General features: G+C 73.6%; 14 protein-coding genes. 9 read left to right on the top strand and 5 right to left on the bottom strand.

The window, feature by feature from the left end:
• Window positions 1-319: 319 nt before the first annotated feature.
• Window positions 320-1,636, top strand: a complete 1,317-nt coding sequence (locus ACIGXM_RS08705; protein ID WP_396558283.1) for a hypothetical protein — start codon at window positions 320-322, stop codon at window positions 1,634-1,636.
• A 31-nt stretch (window positions 1,637-1,667) separates the two neighbouring features.
• On the opposite strand, the gene ACIGXM_RS08700 is transcribed toward ACIGXM_RS08705, so the two are convergent.
• Window positions 1,668-2,942: an ABC transporter substrate-binding protein gene (locus ACIGXM_RS08700; RefSeq protein ID WP_396558281.1), complete on the bottom strand. Its 1,275-nt coding sequence runs from the start codon at window positions 2,940-2,942 to the stop codon at window positions 1,668-1,670.
• A 160-nt stretch (window positions 2,943-3,102) separates the two neighbouring features.
• Here ACIGXM_RS08700 and ACIGXM_RS08695 point away from each other — a divergent pair, with 160 nt between their 5' ends.
• Entirely contained in the window at window positions 3,103-3,621 is a 519-nt protein-coding gene (locus tag ACIGXM_RS08695; RefSeq protein WP_396558279.1) for a hypothetical protein, read from the top strand.
• 57 nt (window positions 3,622-3,678) lie between these two features.
• Entirely contained in the window at window positions 3,679-4,578 is a 900-nt protein-coding gene (gene purU, locus ACIGXM_RS08690; protein WP_396558277.1) for a formyltetrahydrofolate deformylase, read from the top strand.
• A gap of 15 nt (window positions 4,579-4,593) precedes the next feature.
• On the opposite strand, the gene ACIGXM_RS08685 is transcribed toward purU, so the two are convergent.
• Both ACIGXM_RS08685 and ACIGXM_RS08680 read right to left on the bottom strand, forming a co-directional pair.
• Window positions 4,594-5,721 carry a zf-HC2 domain-containing protein gene (locus ACIGXM_RS08685; protein ID WP_396558276.1) on the bottom strand — a complete coding sequence of 376 codons (1,128 nt, stop codon included), beginning with the start codon at window positions 5,719-5,721 and terminating at the stop codon, window positions 4,594-4,596.
• Window positions 5,718-6,215, bottom strand: a complete 498-nt coding sequence (locus ACIGXM_RS08680; protein WP_396558275.1) for a sigma-70 family RNA polymerase sigma factor — start codon at window positions 6,213-6,215, stop codon at window positions 5,718-5,720. Before ACIGXM_RS08680 ends, ACIGXM_RS08685 begins: the two co-directional genes overlap by 4 nt.
• Before the next feature lie 389 nt (window positions 6,216-6,604).
• Here ACIGXM_RS08680 and ACIGXM_RS08675 point away from each other — a divergent pair, with 389 nt between their 5' ends.
• The 4 genes from ACIGXM_RS08675 (at window position 6,605) to ACIGXM_RS08660 (ending at window position 9,444) form a co-directional block, all read left to right on the top strand.
• Window positions 6,605-7,042 (top strand): ATP-binding protein, encoded by a 438-nt coding sequence (locus ACIGXM_RS08675; protein WP_396558273.1) that lies wholly within the window; start codon window positions 6,605-6,607, stop codon window positions 7,040-7,042.
• A 365-nt stretch (window positions 7,043-7,407) separates the two neighbouring features.
• The gene (locus ACIGXM_RS08670) at window positions 7,408-7,962 is read left to right on the top strand and encodes a GNAT family N-acetyltransferase (protein WP_396558271.1); all 555 of its coding nucleotides are present in this window, start codon (window positions 7,408-7,410) and stop codon (window positions 7,960-7,962) included.
• A gap of 91 nt (window positions 7,963-8,053) precedes the next feature.
• Window positions 8,054-8,374, top strand: a complete 321-nt coding sequence (locus tag ACIGXM_RS08665; protein ID WP_396558269.1) for a DUF4229 domain-containing protein — start codon at window positions 8,054-8,056, stop codon at window positions 8,372-8,374.
• Between the two features lie 11 nt (window positions 8,375-8,385).
• On the top strand, window positions 8,386-9,444 hold the full coding sequence (locus ACIGXM_RS08660) for a LacI family DNA-binding transcriptional regulator (RefSeq protein ID WP_396558267.1): 1,059 nt from the start codon (window positions 8,386-8,388) through the stop codon (window positions 9,442-9,444).
• Between the two features lie 4 nt (window positions 9,445-9,448).
• Here ACIGXM_RS08660 and ACIGXM_RS08655 read toward each other — a convergent pair whose 3' ends face one another.
• A complete protein-coding gene (locus ACIGXM_RS08655) occupies window positions 9,449-10,663 on the bottom strand; it encodes an MFS transporter (RefSeq protein WP_396558265.1) in 1,215 nt (404 codons plus the stop codon).
• A gap of 426 nt (window positions 10,664-11,089) precedes the next feature.
• On the opposite strand from ACIGXM_RS08655, the gene ACIGXM_RS08650 reads away from it, so the two are divergent.
• On the top strand, window positions 11,090-12,433 hold the full coding sequence (locus ACIGXM_RS08650; protein ID WP_396558263.1) for a dicarboxylate/amino acid:cation symporter: 1,344 nt from the start codon (window positions 11,090-11,092) through the stop codon (window positions 12,431-12,433).
• 210 nt (window positions 12,434-12,643) lie between these two features.
• Here ACIGXM_RS08650 and ACIGXM_RS08645 read toward each other — a convergent pair whose 3' ends face one another.
• The gene (locus ACIGXM_RS08645) at window positions 12,644-12,847 is read right to left on the bottom strand and encodes a cold-shock protein (RefSeq protein ID WP_324786388.1); all 204 of its coding nucleotides are present in this window, start codon (window positions 12,845-12,847) and stop codon (window positions 12,644-12,646) included.
• 434 nt (window positions 12,848-13,281) lie between these two features.
• Here ACIGXM_RS08645 and ACIGXM_RS08640 point away from each other — a divergent pair, with 434 nt between their 5' ends.
• Window positions 13,282-14,190, top strand: a complete 909-nt coding sequence (locus tag ACIGXM_RS08640) for a menaquinone biosynthetic enzyme MqnA/MqnD family protein (RefSeq protein ID WP_396558389.1) — start codon at window positions 13,282-13,284, stop codon at window positions 14,188-14,190.
• The last annotated feature ends 81 nt before the right edge of the window (window positions 14,191-14,271 follow it).

Raw genomic sequence — 14,271 nt, 5'->3', positions numbered from 1 at the left:
GTCGGGTCCGGCGAGCGGTTGCCGGGCCCGGCTGTGACGCGGCCGGCACGGCCGTGGCGGAACGGGGCGGGGACCCCGCGCGTCGGAAGGGTGAAAGGCTGGAACGTCTGCCCGCGTAGTCACCCGTGGCGGTGAACGGGTAGCGTGGGCGGGACGTTCCGTAGAACCCCCAGACGTGGTCCGCCGTCAGCGAGCGCGCGGAAGAACCGAGGAAGGCCCGGGTGCTCAGACCGGAGAGACAGGGCGGGTGGCCGGATGCCGCCCGATCGCCCCTGGCTGTCCCGGCGTGCCCGGAGCCGTGCACAGGTGAGGAATCGCGTTGAGCCAGCGCCGCTCGTACCCCAACTCCGGTGACTTCAATCTGGACGATCTGTTCCGTCCGGAGCCCGCGGCCGGGGAGCACCAGGCACCGCCGGTCCAGGGCGGGCCCGGTGGCCAGGCCGTCACCGGCGCTCCGGAGTACCTGGGTCCCGGCGCCGCGGTGCCGTCGTTCCCCGGGCCGCAGCCGCAGACCGGGCAGGCCTGGGGCGAGGAGGCGACGGCGTACATGCCGAGCGTGCCGGCCGGCTTCCCGGAGGCGGACCCGGCACCGGCGACGCAGTACCTGCCGCCGTACCCGACCGGTGACCCGTCGGCGGGGGGCGGCGAGCAGCAGTCGTTCGGCGGGCAGAGCTTCGGGGGCCAGCAGTCCTTCGGTGAGCAGCAGTCCTTCGGTGAGCAGCAGCCGTCGTACGGCGGGCAGCAGTCGTTCGGGCAGCAGGCGGAGTACGGGCAACACCAGGCGGAGTACGGGCAGCAGCCGGAGTACGGCGGCGGCCAGTCGTTCGGCGGGCAGAGCTTCGGGGCCCAGCAGTCCTTCGGCGGGCAGCAGCCGTCGTACGGCGGGCAGCAGTCGTTCGGGCAGCAGGCGGAGTACGGGCAGCGTCAGGCGGACTACGGCGCGCAGGGCGGCTCGGGCAGCCGGGCGCAGGGCTCGTCCGGCGGCGGGCGCGGCTCGCGGACCAAGCTGATCGCCGGTGTGGTGGGCGCCTGCGTGGTGGGCGGGGTCCTGGTCGCCGTGCTGACCGGCGGCGGAGGCGGCACCAGCACGGCCAAGACCCCGGTGGCCCAGGGCAGCCCGGCGTCCACCGCCGGCAAGGCCTCCGGCGCGGCCGGTGCCCCGGTGAACGGCGGGCCGCTGAGCGCGGCGGCGCAGAGCCAGGCCCAGGCGCTCTACACCCTGCTCGGCACCGCGAACGCCAGCCGGCAGGCGGTGATCGGCGCGGTCTCCTCGATCAAGGGCTGCAGCAACCTGCCGGCCTCCCAGACCGCGCTCACCCAGGCCGCCGCCAGCCGCCAGCAGCTGATCACCTCGCTGGCCGCGCTCAAGGTGGACCAGCTGGCCACCGGACCGCAGCTGGTGACCCAGCTGACCTCGGCCTGGCAGGCCTCGGAGGCGGCGGACCAGTCGTACGCGGCCTGGGCGGGCGACCTGCAGGGCGGTTGCGACCCGAGCAAGTCCCAGTCCAACGCCAACCACACGGCGGGCGACCAGTCCAGCGCCGCCGCGAGCACGGCCAAGAAGCAGGCCGCCACCCTCTGGAACGCCATCGCCCAGCAGGCCGGCCTGTCGACCCTGAGCGACCAGCAGCTCTAGGGGGCGCCGCCCGGGCCGTGAGGGCGGGCGGTCAGGAGCCGGCGGGGGGTTTCCCGCCGGTGAGGACCCAGCGGGTGTCGACGAAGCCGGGGCGCTGTTCGACCAGACGACCGCCCTGGACCTGCTGGAAGGTGACCGAGGTGTTCACCAGCCGGGGCCAGTCCGCGCTGGCCAGCATGTTGGTCAGCCCCCAGGCTAGCGGTGGGGTGGCGCCACCGGTGGTGATCGGGGTGCCGCTGTCCAGCACGTCGCGCAGGTTCCTCGCGGTCACCGGCTTGCCGGTGAGCAGCCGGACGGCCTGCTGGAAGACCTGGTAGGCGACCCAGGTGGTCTGCACCCCGGGGTCGGAGTCGTCCAGCGCCGGGTTGCCGTCCCCGTCCGCCTGGATGGTGGCGCGCAGGGGGTCCCAGACCGTCGCCGCCTCCGGCGGGTACCAGCCGGTCGCGTAGGCGCCGCCGAGCGGCCCGCTGTCGCCGCCGGTGGAGTCCAGCACGGACTGCTGGACGCTGCCGATCACCGAGGCCAGCCGGATGTCGTGGTGGTCCGACCGCCGGTAGGAGTCCAGCAGGTTGAGGGTCGGCACCGGGTCGAGCACGGTGGTCACGCAGTCGCCGGGCGCGTCGTCGCCGATCGCCTGCCGCACGGTGGCGGTGTAGTCGGTGGAGTCCTGCTGGGCCGGGACGTCCACCAGCCGGACGTCCGACGGGTTGAGCGCGCCGGCCAGTTCGTCGGCGAGCTGGTCGCCGACCGGGGTGTCCGGCCGGATCAGCGCGACCGTCCGGCAGCCCGCGGCGACCAACTGGCGTCCGCTGCCGGCGAGCAGCGCGGGCATGCCGCCGTTCACCGGGTAGGAGAGCGGGCTGGTGAACTCCGGGTCGGAGAGGCCGTAGCCGCCGAGGTAGGGGATCCCGGCGTTCTCCAGCACCGGCATGAAGCTGTCGCCGAACTGGCTGTAGGAGCCGATCACCGCGACCGCGCCGGCGTTCACCGCCTGCTCCGCGCAGGCCGTCGCGCCGTCCGCGGTGTTGTGTTCGTCGCAGGTCAGCACCCGCAGCCGGTGACCGGCCAGGCCGCCCTGGCCGTCGAGCTGCCGCCCGATCGCCTGGGCCAGCGCGGTCATCCCGGGGTGGGCGGCGGCGGCGCCGGAGTCGGTCGGCGCCCAGGTCATCACGGTGATCCCGGCGCCGCTGCCGGAGGCGTCGGCCGGCCCCCCGCAGGCCGACGCGGCGAGCAGCACGGGCAGGAGGGCGAGGGCCGCCCGGCGGGCGGCGGTGCGTCTGTGCGGATGTCGTGCGGGCTCGGTCATCTCGGGTTCCCCCTCCGGTAACGTCGGCAGCGCGAACCAGCCTTGGCGCGGTGCGGCAAGCTCAGCGGGCAGCTGGGCGAACATCCGGTGACCCGGGGGCGAACACCGTGTGTGGACGCGTGTAGATGGCCGACACATCAGGAACGTACGATCGTCTCCCATGGCGGACAGCACAGATTCCTCGGACAGCTCTGCGCGAAACTCTTCTCGGGCGGGGCGTCGCTCCAGCACGATGGGCGGCATGCCGCTCAACGATCTGCCCTGGTGGCGCTGGCGCGCCCGGATCCGCTCCGCCCTGCACATGCTCGGCGACCCACAGTTCCAGCAGGACTACTGGGCCGCCGGCCGGGACGGCTTCGGCGACGTGACCGACGCCGTCTACCGGTTGGTCGAGGACAGCTGGCTGGACCGCTGGTCGGCCGAGAAGTACATCGGCACCATCGTCCGGGACGCGGCCGAGGCCGCGCTGGTGGACGCGGCGGTGCTGCGGGTGCTGCGGATCCTGCACGAGGTCGGCGCGGACGCCCCGGCCGCCGCCTACCTGGGCCACCCCGGCTGGTCGGAGGCGGCTGCGGCGGCGCGCGAGGCGCACGTGCTGCTCTGCGTCAACGACGGGGAGGACCCGGCCACCCCGCCGCGCTCGCTCGAAGTGCTGAGGATTCTCACCAGGGTCGGCTGAACGGCCGCCGGCTGTGCCAGGCTGGGAAGTTACCGCAACCCCAAGTGACGTAGCGACGTGAGGACGGAACAGAGCGTGCAGGAGCAGCAGAGCGCAGTGGAGCCGGCCCAGTATGTGCTGACCCTCTCCTGCCCGGACAAGCGGGGGATCGTGCACGCGGTCTCCAGCTACCTCTTCATGACCGGCTGCAACATCATCGACAGCCAGCAGTTCGGTGACCGGGACCCGGACAGCGGGCTCTTCTTCATGCGGGTGCACTTCACGGCCGACGCGCCGGTCGGCGCGGAGAAGCTGCGGGCCAGCTTCGCGGCGATCGCCGACTCGTTCCGGATGGACTGGTCGATCCACTCGGTGGAAGAGAAGATGCGCGTGGTGCTGATGGTCAGCAAGTTCGGGCACTGCCTGAACGACCTGCTGTTCCGCGGCCGGATCGGCGCGCTGCCGGTGGAGATCGTCGCGGTGGTCTCCAACCACACCGACTTCGCCGAGCTCACCGCCTCGTACGGGGTCCCGTTCGTGCACATCCCGGTGACCCGGCAGACCAAGGCGCAGGCCGAACAGCAGCTGCTGGACCTGGTCGAGGCCGAGCGGGTCGACCTGGTGGTGCTGGCCCGCTACATGCAGGTGCTCTCGGACGACCTCTGCAAGGCGCTCTCCGGTCGGGTGATCAACATCCACCACTCCTTCCTGCCGAGCTTCAAGGGCGCCAGGCCGTACCACCAGGCGCACGCCCGGGGCGTGAAGTTGATCGGTGCGACCGCGCACTACGTCACGGCGGACCTGGACGAGGGGCCGATCATCGAGCAGGAGGTGGCCCGGGTGGGCCACGGCGTGACGCCGGAGCAGCTGGTCGCGCTCGGCCGGGACGTCGAGTGCCAGGCGCTGGCCCGCGCGGTGAAGTGGCACTGCGAGCACCGGGTGCTGCTCAACGGGACCCGGACGGTCGTCTTCCCGTAGTCACGGACGCGGTGGTCACGGGCGGGAGAGCAGCGGCAGGGCGGTGAGCACCTCGCGGATCGCCGCCCGGTCGCCGAACTCGCCGACCGGCAGCCGGTCCGGATCCCGGTGCGCGGCGGCGAGCTGGCAGAACTCCACGCCGTCCACCACCAGTTCGGCCACCGGACCAGCCGGGGCCGGGTCCGCCGTGGGGTCCAGCGGGATCAGCCACTCGCCGGCCGCCGGGCCCTCGATCACCAGCCGCAGCACCCGGCCGGTCGCCCGGTCCGCCGGCTCCGCCGCACCGCGCCGACCGGCCAGCGCCGCGGGCAGCATCCGGGCGGCCAGGTCGACCATCTGGCGCAGGTGCTGCGGGGCGGGCGCGGCGTACGGGTAGTCGACCGCGCGGGCCACGTCCTCGGCGTGGATCCAGCACTCGAAGGCGCGGTCGATGAAGGCGTCCCGGACCGGCAGGGTCGCCACGCCGTAGTCGACCTCGGCCTCGGTGCCCGGGGCGACGGTGCGGATCAGGTCGAGGCTCTGCCGGCGCCAGAAGCCGCGGACCGCGTCCGGCGGCCGGTCGCCCTGCTCGTCGGTCAGCCGCTCGGTCCGCTCGACCAGTACCTCCCAGGGCGGGGCGGGCGGCGCGCCGCGGCCGGGTAGTCGGGGACGGGCGGCGCCGACCGGGTCGGGCAGCCCGAGGGCGACCGCGACCAGGCCGTCCACCGCCGCCAGATGGCACAGCACCTCGGCCGGCCGGCGCCGCAGCACCCCGCCGTGCCAGGGCAGTTCGGCCACCTCCAGCCACTCGCCGCGGCCCAGGTCGCGCAGCAGGGCGTCCAACTTCGCGGTCTCCGCGGCGTACGGACCGGCCCATGGCGCGAGCGGCACCGCGGCCGGGCGTCTGGCGAGGCAGAAGTCGAGGACCTGGCGGCGCAGGTTGTCCGGGCGGTCCAGCGGGTCGTCGGGGCCCAGCCGGGTGGCGGCGTGCCGCAGCCGGGCGGCCTCCTCGGCGCAGTCCGGGCAGCGGTCCAGGTGCTGTTCGAGTTCGGCCGCCTCGGCGGCGGGGCAGGCCCGCAGCGCCCAGGCGCCGAGCAGGCCGCGCAGCTCCTCGTGCCGCGATTCGCCCAGCACCGGTGCGCTGGCCAGACGTCCGCCGTTCACGATCCGAACTCCAGCTCGGCGGAGAGCAGTTGCAGGCCGAGCCGGAGCCGCTGCTTGGCCGCCTGCTCGCTGATGCCGAGCCGGCGGGCGGTCTCCTGGTAGGTCCGGCACTCGGACGCGGTGGTCTCTATGGTCTCCCGCAGCGACGGCGGCAGCGCGGCGACCACGTACTGCGCCCGGGCGGCGGCCGCCCGGGCCCGTATCTCCGCCGCGGCCAGGGAACTTTGGCGGAGCCGTTCGACCGCCCGACGGTGGGTGAGTTCGCCGATCCAGGAGCGCAGCGATCGGGCGCCCGGGTCGAACTCCTCGGGGTGCGCCCAGACATGGGCGAAGACCTCGCGGGTGAGCTGGGCGGCGGCGGCCTCGTCGGCCAGGATCCGACCGGCCAGGCCGTGCACCAGGGGTGACAGCTGGTCGTACAGCTCGCCGAGGGCCGTCTCCTCACCCCGGTCCAGCCGCGAGCGCATCTGCTGGTCCCAGTCGGGGGCGGTCATGCCACCACGGTATCTCCGGGGTGTGCGACGGCGGGACGATTCCTCGAAGAGAGTGGTGGCCTGTTCGAACAGACTCGGACATATGTCGCACGGGTGGTTCGTCGCGCGCCCAGCGCGGGGGCGCGCGGGCCGGGCGGTAGGTTCGTGCCGGCCGGCGCAGTCCGTCGCACCGACCGTCGGCGCGCCGCCCCCGGGGCGCCGGTCGGCGGGGCGGCGCTCGTCAGCGCGACGCTCGCCCAAGCGAGCGGGACAGTATGCACCGGCTTGTCCCCCGATCGCTGGAATATGCCCGAAGCGCTTGCTGCTCCGGTTCCGCCGGATCATCCTGAGCCGTATTCGTGCCGAAGTCATGGACAGTCCGACCAGATCGTCACGCAGGTGGTGGAGCGGTGCAGGTGCTTCAGGTGCAGCTGGCAGTGGCGGCCGACCCAGCGGAGGTCGGCCGGGCCCGGCGCTGGGTCCGTTCCCGGTTGCTGGCGCTCGACGTCGACCCCGGGGAGCCGTACGTCGAGACGCTGGTGCTGGTGGTGTCGGAGCTGGTGACCAACGCGGTGGTGCACACCGGGCGGCCGGCCGTGCTGCGGCTGGTCTGGCCGCCCGGTGCCGGGCCGCTGCGGGTGGAGGTGGCGGACGCCAGTGACACGCCGCCCGCGCCGCGCTGCGCCGGGCAGGACGCGTGCAACGGGCGCGGGCTGGAGCTGGTCGAACTGCTCTGCGCGCGCTGGGGCTGGTACCCGGAGGACTCGGGGAAGCGGGTCTGGTGCGAGATCGCCCGGGCCGAGGAGCCGATCGGTGTGGCCGTTGGCGTCACCGTGCTGGCAATTTGACGGATCATCCGACAAAAAGCGGCGTCACGTGGCCGGTCCACCATCGTTCACCGGCTGAAAGCCAACGCAACCATTCCGAATTTCGGACGAACCATTGACGTGTCGTATCCACCTGATCACCCTTGGGTCAGCTCTCCGTTGCGAGGGGACGCCAAGGGGTCGCTGGTCAGGGGGAGCGGAGTCGCCGCCGCGCGGGCCGCAGCTCCTTGGCGAGTGCGGAGCGCCGCCGTGCGGGTCAGGGCCCGTACCTGGTGGCCGCGCCGGCCCGTGCCCGGCGCGGCCGGCCGGGAACGGCCGTCACCCGGCGGGCGTCGCGGGCTGACCGGGCCGGCGGCCGTGCCGGACCCGGTCCGTAGGATCCGGACATGCACCTTGAGTTCGAGTTGGATCCGGTGGTCACGCCCGAGCTGCGGGCCGAGGTCCTCACCCTGTGGACCGACGTCAGCAACGCGGGCGGGTCGGTGGGTTTCGTCCCGCCGGTGACCGAGGAGGACGTCCGCGGCACGGCCGAGCGGCAGTTCGCGCGGTTGGACGTGGTGCCCGGGGCCGACCAGGGGGCCGAGCCGTGGTCCGACCGGCTGCTGGTCGCCCGCGATCCCGACTCCGGCCGGCTGGTCGCGGTGCTCTTCTTCGAACACCCGCGGTTCGGGCTGATGAGCCACTGGCGGCTGCTCTCCCGGGTCATGGTCGACCCCCGGCTGCAGGGGCGCGGCTGCGGCGCGGCGCTGATGGCGGAGGCCGAGCGGATCGCCCGGGCCTGGGGGCTGGTCGGGCTGCGGCTGACCGCGCGCGGCGGCATGGGCCTGGAGACGTTCTACAAGCGCTGCGGCTACCAGGAGGCCGGGCGGGTGCCCGGGGCGATCCGGGTCGCGCCGGGGGACGACCGGGACGACATCACCTTCTGGCTGGAGCTGCGCTGACCCGGGCCCGTACCCCGTCCGAGATCGTCGACTTCGGCATGCTTCACTGGGAGACCGCCCCCGTTCGAACCGGCCGAGAAGGACGCCACCCGTGAGCAGCAAGTCGCACGCCACGCTCCGATACACCTCCCTGCGGGCCAGCATCTTCCTCGGCTGTCTGCTGATCACCACCCTGCTCGGGCACTTCGGGATCATTCCGGTGACCGGCACCACCGGCTTCGTCTTCCTGGTGCTGCTGGCGGCCCTGGTCTCGGCGCCGGTCAGTTACGTGGTGCTGAGCAAGCAGCGCGACGAGATGTCGGAGCAGATCGTCAACAAGGTCTCCGGTATGAAGTCGCGCACCGCCCAGCGGATCGCGGAGCAGAACGCCGAGGAGGACGCGGCCGACGAGGCCGCGCGGGCGGCGCAGTAGACGGTCGCGTCGTGGCAGCGGTGTCCGGGACCGACCCGGCAGGGACGGCAGCGGCGGCCGGGGGCAGCGGTCGCGCCGGTGAGCGGTCGCGCCGCCCGACCGGGCGGGACGTGGCACGGGTGGCCGGGGTCTCGCAGGCCACCGTGTCGCTGGTGTTCTCCGGCACCGAGGCGGGCCACCGGGTCTCCGCCGCGACCCGGCAGCGGGTGCTGGAGGCCGCCCGCGACCTGGGCTACCGCCCGCAGGCGGCCGGCCGGCAGCTGCGGCTGGGCCGCAGCGGGATGGCGCTGCTGGCGGTGCCCAACCTGCAGGGGCCGTTCTTCGGACGGGTGCTGGCCGGGGTGCACGAGGAGGCCGCCCGGCACGGGCTGGACGTGGTGGTCAGCTCCGGCTGGAACGCCGAGACGCTGGCCGAGGCGGCCACCACCAGCCGCTTCGACGGCCTGCTGATCTGCTCCCCGGACGACAGCCAGCTCGGCCCGCTGCCGCCGGGCACGCCCGTGGTCTTCCTGGACGCCGATCCGGCCGACGCGGGCGGCGCGCCCACCGTCGAACTCGACCTGGCGGGCGGCATGCGGGCGGCGGTGGAGCACCTGACCGGGCTCGGCCACCGGCGGCTCGGTCGGCTGCGGTCGATCCACTCGGCCCACACCTTCCGGGTCCGGCAGGCCGCCTTCGAGCAGGCCGCGCGCGGTCTCGAGGTGCTGGAGCTCGGGGTCAGCCTGAACCTCGGCGAGTCGGCCGCCCGGGCCGCCGCCACGGAGCTGCTCGGCCGGCCGGACCGGCCGCGCGCGGTGGTCTGCGACGACGACGTGGTGGCCTCCGGGCTCTACCAGGCCGCCGCCGAGCTGGGGTTGCGGATCCCGGCGGACGTCTCGGTGGTCGGCATCGACAACGTCGCGGTGGCCGCCCTGCTGACCCCGCCGCTGACCACGGTCGACCTGCCGGGTGAGGAGCTGGGTCGGGCCGGGGTGGCCGCGCTGGCCGGGGTACTGGCGGGCACGGCGGTGCCGGCGGTGGCGCCGCTGCCCACCGCGCTGGTGGTCCGGGCGTCCACCACCCGGGCCTGAGCGGTCAGACCAGCAGCTCGACCGGCTCGGCCACGGCCGGCGCGGGGGCGGGCGGCCGCAGTTGGTCGCGGGTGGCGAGGAGCAGCAGGCCGCCGAGCGTGATCCCGCCCACCGCGCACCAGGCGACCGCCCGCAGCGAGGTGGCGACCAGCGAGCCGGAGACCGCGTAGCCCAGCGCGTTGCCGGTGGCGAACAGGGTGACCAGCCAGGCGAACGCCTCGGTCACCGTGCCCACCGGCGCCAGCTCGGCGACCAGCACGAACGCGGCGGCCAGCAGCGGCGCCAGCCCCAGCCCGGAGAGCAGCGCCAGAGCGGCCATCGGCCAGGGGCCGGGGAGCAGCAGCAACGGGAGGTACGAGACGGCCATCCCGAGCGCGAGCAGCCAGGTGCGGGTCGCCGTGCTGCTGCGCCAGTCCACCGCGCCGTAGCCGAGCGCGCCGAGCAGCCCGCCGAGCGCGGCCAGCGCGAGCAGGGTGCCGGCGCCACCGGGGAGCCGGTGCGAGTGGTGTTCGGCGTAGGCGATGAAGAGGACGTTCTGCGAGCCCACCGTCCAGCCCGCACCGGCCAGGCCGACCAGCAGCAGCACCAGGCCGGGCGAGCGCAGCGGGCCGAGCAGACCGGAGCCGTGGCCGCGCGGTGGGGCCTGCCAGGCGCGGGCCGGGGCGGTGGTGGCCACCACCAGCGCGCCGGCCAGGCCGAGGCCGGCGGCCGTCCAGAGCGCGGCGACCGGGCCGGGGCCGGCCGCGATGGCGGCGACCGCCAGCGGGCCGGCGACGTAGAGGATCTGCTGCGAGGCGGAGTCGAAGGCGTAGGCGGTGTCCAGCTGTTCCTCGCTGACCACGGCCGGCCAGAGCGAGCGCAGGCAGGGTTCGAGCGGCGGCATGGCGAGCCCGGCGATCGCGGCGCCGACCAGCGCACCGGTCGGGCTGCCGGGCGCGAGCGCGAGCAGCGCGTAGCCGAGGCCGGCGACCACCGCGGAGCAGAGCAGCACCCGCGGCTGGCCGGTCCGGTCGACGATCCGCCCGAGCACCGGGCCGCCGATCGCGGCGGCGATCGCGTAGGCGGCGGTGGCCAGCCCGATCCGGCTGTAGGGCGCGCCGGCCTGGCGCAGGGCCAGGGCGATGACCAGTGCGGTCATGCCGGCCGGGAGGCGTCCGAGCAGGGTGCCGGCCAGCAGCCGGGTGACGTGCGGGGCGCGGAGCAGGGCGAGGTAGCCCACGGGGGAACTCCCGGGCGGCAGGGGGCGGCGAGACTCCTCAAGTTATACGTATAACCGATGGTCGGTCAAGCCGTGCGGGTGGAGGTCGGCAGGCGCGGGGGCGGGTCGTTCGTGGGCGCATCTCAAACAACAACTTTGAACATCTCAAACCTTTACTGCTAACGTGTGGGCCATGACCACCTCAGGCGCACTCCGGCAGCAGGACATGGGCGACTCGCCCGTGCCGTGCGCGCTGCCGTCGAGGCCGTGCCGCCTGATCGGTGTGGTGGACGGCTGTCGCCGCTCCGGCTGTAGCTAGGCAGCACGGCTCCCGCGTCCGCCCGACGGCCCGGCCCGAACGGTCCGACCCGGCCTCTCCCCGGCCGGCCCGTGCTGCCCGATTCCCCCCTCCCGCCCGTTTTCGTGCCACCCCGGAGCCGCACTCCCATGTCCACCGCCCCCGCCCCGACGGGCCCCTCACTCCTCGCCACGGTCCGCCGGACCCCGTTCTGGGCCCAGATCGTCGGCGGCCTCGTGCTCGGCGTCGCGCTGGGCTTCGTCGCCCGACAGGGTGACGTCGGCTGGCTGACCAGCACCCTGGACACCATCGGCAAGCTCTTCGTCCAGCTGCTCAAGCTGGCCGTCCCGCCGCTGGTCTTCACCGCGATCGTGGTGAGCATCGCCAACCTGCGCAACGTCACCAACGCCGCCCGGCTGGCGGCGAGAACACTGCTCTGGTTTCTGATCACCTCTCTCATCGCGGTCTCGATCGGCCTGGCGATCGGCCTGCTCACCGACCCCGGCCACGGCAGCAACCTCTCCACCAGCGGGCTGAAGGCTCCTCAGGAGTCCGGCTCCTGGGTCGACTTCCTGACCGGGATCATCCCGACCAACGTGGTGGACGCCTTCCTCAAGGTGAACGTGCTGCAGATCGTCTTCCTCGCGGTGGTGGCCGGTGTGGCCATCCTCAAGGCGGGCGAGAAGGCGGCCCCGGTGCTGAAGCTCAGCGAGTCGCTGCTGGAGCTGGTGCAGACCGCGCTCTGGTGGGTCATCCGGCTGGCGCCGCTCGGCACGCTGGGCCTGATCGGCAAGTCGGTCGCGGAGTACGGCTGGAACCTGCTCCGGCCGATGGCCACCTTCACCGCCGACATCTACGTCGGCTGCGCGCTGGTGCTGTTCGTCGTCTACTCGCTGCTGCTGCGCTTCGCCGCCGGGCTCAACCCGGTCAACTTCTTCAAGGGCGCCTGGCCGGCGATCCAGCTGGCCTTCGTCTCGCGCTCCTCGGTCGGCACGCTCCCGGTCACCCGCCGGGTCGCCGAGCGGCTCGGGGTGCCGAGCGAGTACAGCTCGTTCGCCGTCCCGTTCGCGGCGACCACCAAGATGGACGGCTGCGCCGCGGTCTACCCGTCGATCGCCGCGATCTTCGTGGCGCAGGTCTACGGCATCCACCTCGGGGTGGGTGACTACCTGCTGATCGCCTTCGTCTCGGTGATCGGCTCGGCCGCCACGGCCGGGCTCACCGGCGCCATCGTGATGCTGACGCTGACCCTCTCCACCCTGGGCCTGCCGCTGGAGGGCGTCGGGCTGCTGCTGGCGATCGACCCGATCCTCGACATGATGCGGACCGCGACCAACGTGGCCGGTCAGGTCGTGACCACGTTGATCGTCTCGGCCCGGGAGGGGATCCTCGACCGCGCCGCGTACGACCATCCGACGGGTGACCTGGCTGCGGCTCCGGCCGCCGCTTCGGTCCGGGCCGGTGCCGCCGACCGGGTGACCGCGACGGTCTGAGCGACCCAGGCCGACGGGTCCTGCCCCCTCCTGAGGGGGCAGGACCCGTCGTGCTGTCCGGGCGGCCGGGCCCGGGAACGGCAGGGGGCCCGCCGGTCTGCTGACCGGGGGCCCCCTTGGTGGGACAAGTCGTGCTCCACGGCCCGGGAGCGGGCCGCCGGTGACCCGGCACGGGGCTGGGCCAGAGCGATCAGGTCATCGGGAGGATGATCAGATAGCGGTGACGTTCTCCGCCTGCGGGCCCTTCGGGCCCTGGGTAACGTCGAAGGTCACCTGCTGGTTCTCCTCCAGCGAACGGAAGCCGTTCGCATTGATGGCGGAGTAGTGGACGAAGACGTCGGGGCCGCCGCCCTCCTGGGCGATGAAGCCGAAGCCCTTCTCAGCGTTGAACCACTTGACGGTTCCCGTGGCCATGCCGTTCTCCTTGCGAGGGACGTATTGGAGGCCACACCGTGTGGCATCCGGTCCGCTGCGCTGATCGCCCTGCCTCCGGACGGGTCCGGAGTTTTTCGATAAAGCTGAAAAACTACAAAAAGCCCGCGGTTACATGCTCCGCAGGCTTCAAGTACTGCAAGGGGAATCAAACTGCAACTGGATGGAACGGTAGCACGGGGGCGCGGGCTCGACCAGGGGTGACTTGACGAGTCGCGAGGGTGTGTCGGGACGGGTGTTGGGGAACGCCGGGTGGGTGCTGCGTGGGGCGGTGGGAGGGTGCTGCACGGCGTGCGGGGAGGGTGCCGCGCGGGGTGGTGGGAGAGCGTCCGGCGGGGTGGTGGCAGGACCGTCGAACGGGCGGGCATACGCTGCGACGACAGGACGAACGGTCGAGGGAGCAAGCGGTGGCTGGTCTGGTGGAAGGTGCTGTGCTGACGGACGGCGCGGGCGGTTCCGGCGCGGCGCGGCCGGTGCGGCCGCGGGTCGGGCACATCGAGTTCCTGAACTGCGTGCCCCTCTACTGGGGGCTGGCGCGCACCGGCAGCCTGCTGGACCTGGATCTGACCAAGGACACCCCCGAGAAGCTCAGCGACCAGCTGGTGGACGGCCGGCTCGACATCGGCCCGATCACCTGCGTGGAGTACCTGCGCCACGCGGACGAACTGTTGGTGCTCCCGGACATCGCGGTCGGCAGCGACGGGCCGGTGATGTCCTGCGTGATCGTCAGCAAACTTCCGCTCCGCGAGCTGGACGGTAAGCGGGTCGCGCTGGGTTCGACCAGCCGCACGTCCGTCCGCCTGGCGCGGCTGCTGCTGGAGGAGCGCGAGGGCGTCCGGGCCGAGTACTTCAGCTGCCCGCCGGACCTGGACGGGATGCTGGCCGAGGCCGACGCGGCGGTGCTGATCGGCGACCCGGCGCTCAAGGCCGGCCTGCAGGGCGCGGCGGACCGCGGCTGCACCGTGCACGACCTCGGGCAGATGTGGAAGGACTGGACCGGCCTGCCGTTCGTCTTCGCGGTCTGGGCGGCCCGACGGGAGTTCGTCGAGCGGCGGCCGGCGGCGGTGGCCGCCGTGCACCGGGCCTTCCTGGCCTCGCGTGACCTGTCGCTCGCCGAGGCCGACCGGGTGGCCGAGCAGGCGGCGCGCTGGGAGGACTTCGACGCCGAGCTGCTGGAGCGGTACTTCAGCGAGGCGCTGGACTTCGCGCTCGGCGAGCGGCAGCTGGCGGGCATCGCCGAGTTCGCCCGCCGGATCGCGCACGACAGCGGCTTCGCCCCGGACGTGACGGTCCGGCTGCTGGAGCCGGTGGCGGCCGCGGGCTGAGCGGGCAGGGGCGCCCGGCGGTGCGGAAGGGCTGGCGTAGGCTGGTTCGGTCATGCCGCCGGGCCGTCCCGGCCCCCCTGG

It is taken from the genome of Kitasatospora sp. NPDC052896 (assembly GCF_044547075.1).
Classification (GTDB): domain Bacteria; phylum Actinomycetota; class Actinomycetes; order Streptomycetales; family Streptomycetaceae; genus Kitasatospora.
Note: the sequence above shows the minus strand (reverse complement) of the source record. Positions and strands in the feature narration are given on the sequence as shown.

Coding starts and splice junctions, on each gene's coding strand:
- ACIGXM_RS08670 (WP_396558271.1), top strand. CDS start 7,408: ATGCACCTTGAGTTCGAGTTGGATCCGGTGGTCACGCCCGAGCTGCGG.
- ACIGXM_RS08680 (WP_396558275.1), bottom strand. CDS start 6,215: ATGACCGCCCCCGACTGGGACCAGCAGATGCGCTCGCGGCTGGACCGG.
- ACIGXM_RS08695 (WP_396558279.1), top strand. CDS start 3,103: ATGGCGGACAGCACAGATTCCTCGGACAGCTCTGCGCGAAACTCTTCT.
- ACIGXM_RS08650 (WP_396558263.1), top strand. CDS start 11,090: ATGTCCACCGCCCCCGCCCCGACGGGCCCCTCACTCCTCGCCACGGTC.
- ACIGXM_RS08700 (WP_396558281.1), bottom strand. CDS start 2,942: ATGACCGAGCCCGCACGACATCCGCACAGACGCACCGCCGCCCGCCGG.
- ACIGXM_RS08645 (WP_324786388.1), bottom strand. CDS start 12,847: ATGGCCACGGGAACCGTCAAGTGGTTCAACGCTGAGAAGGGCTTCGGC.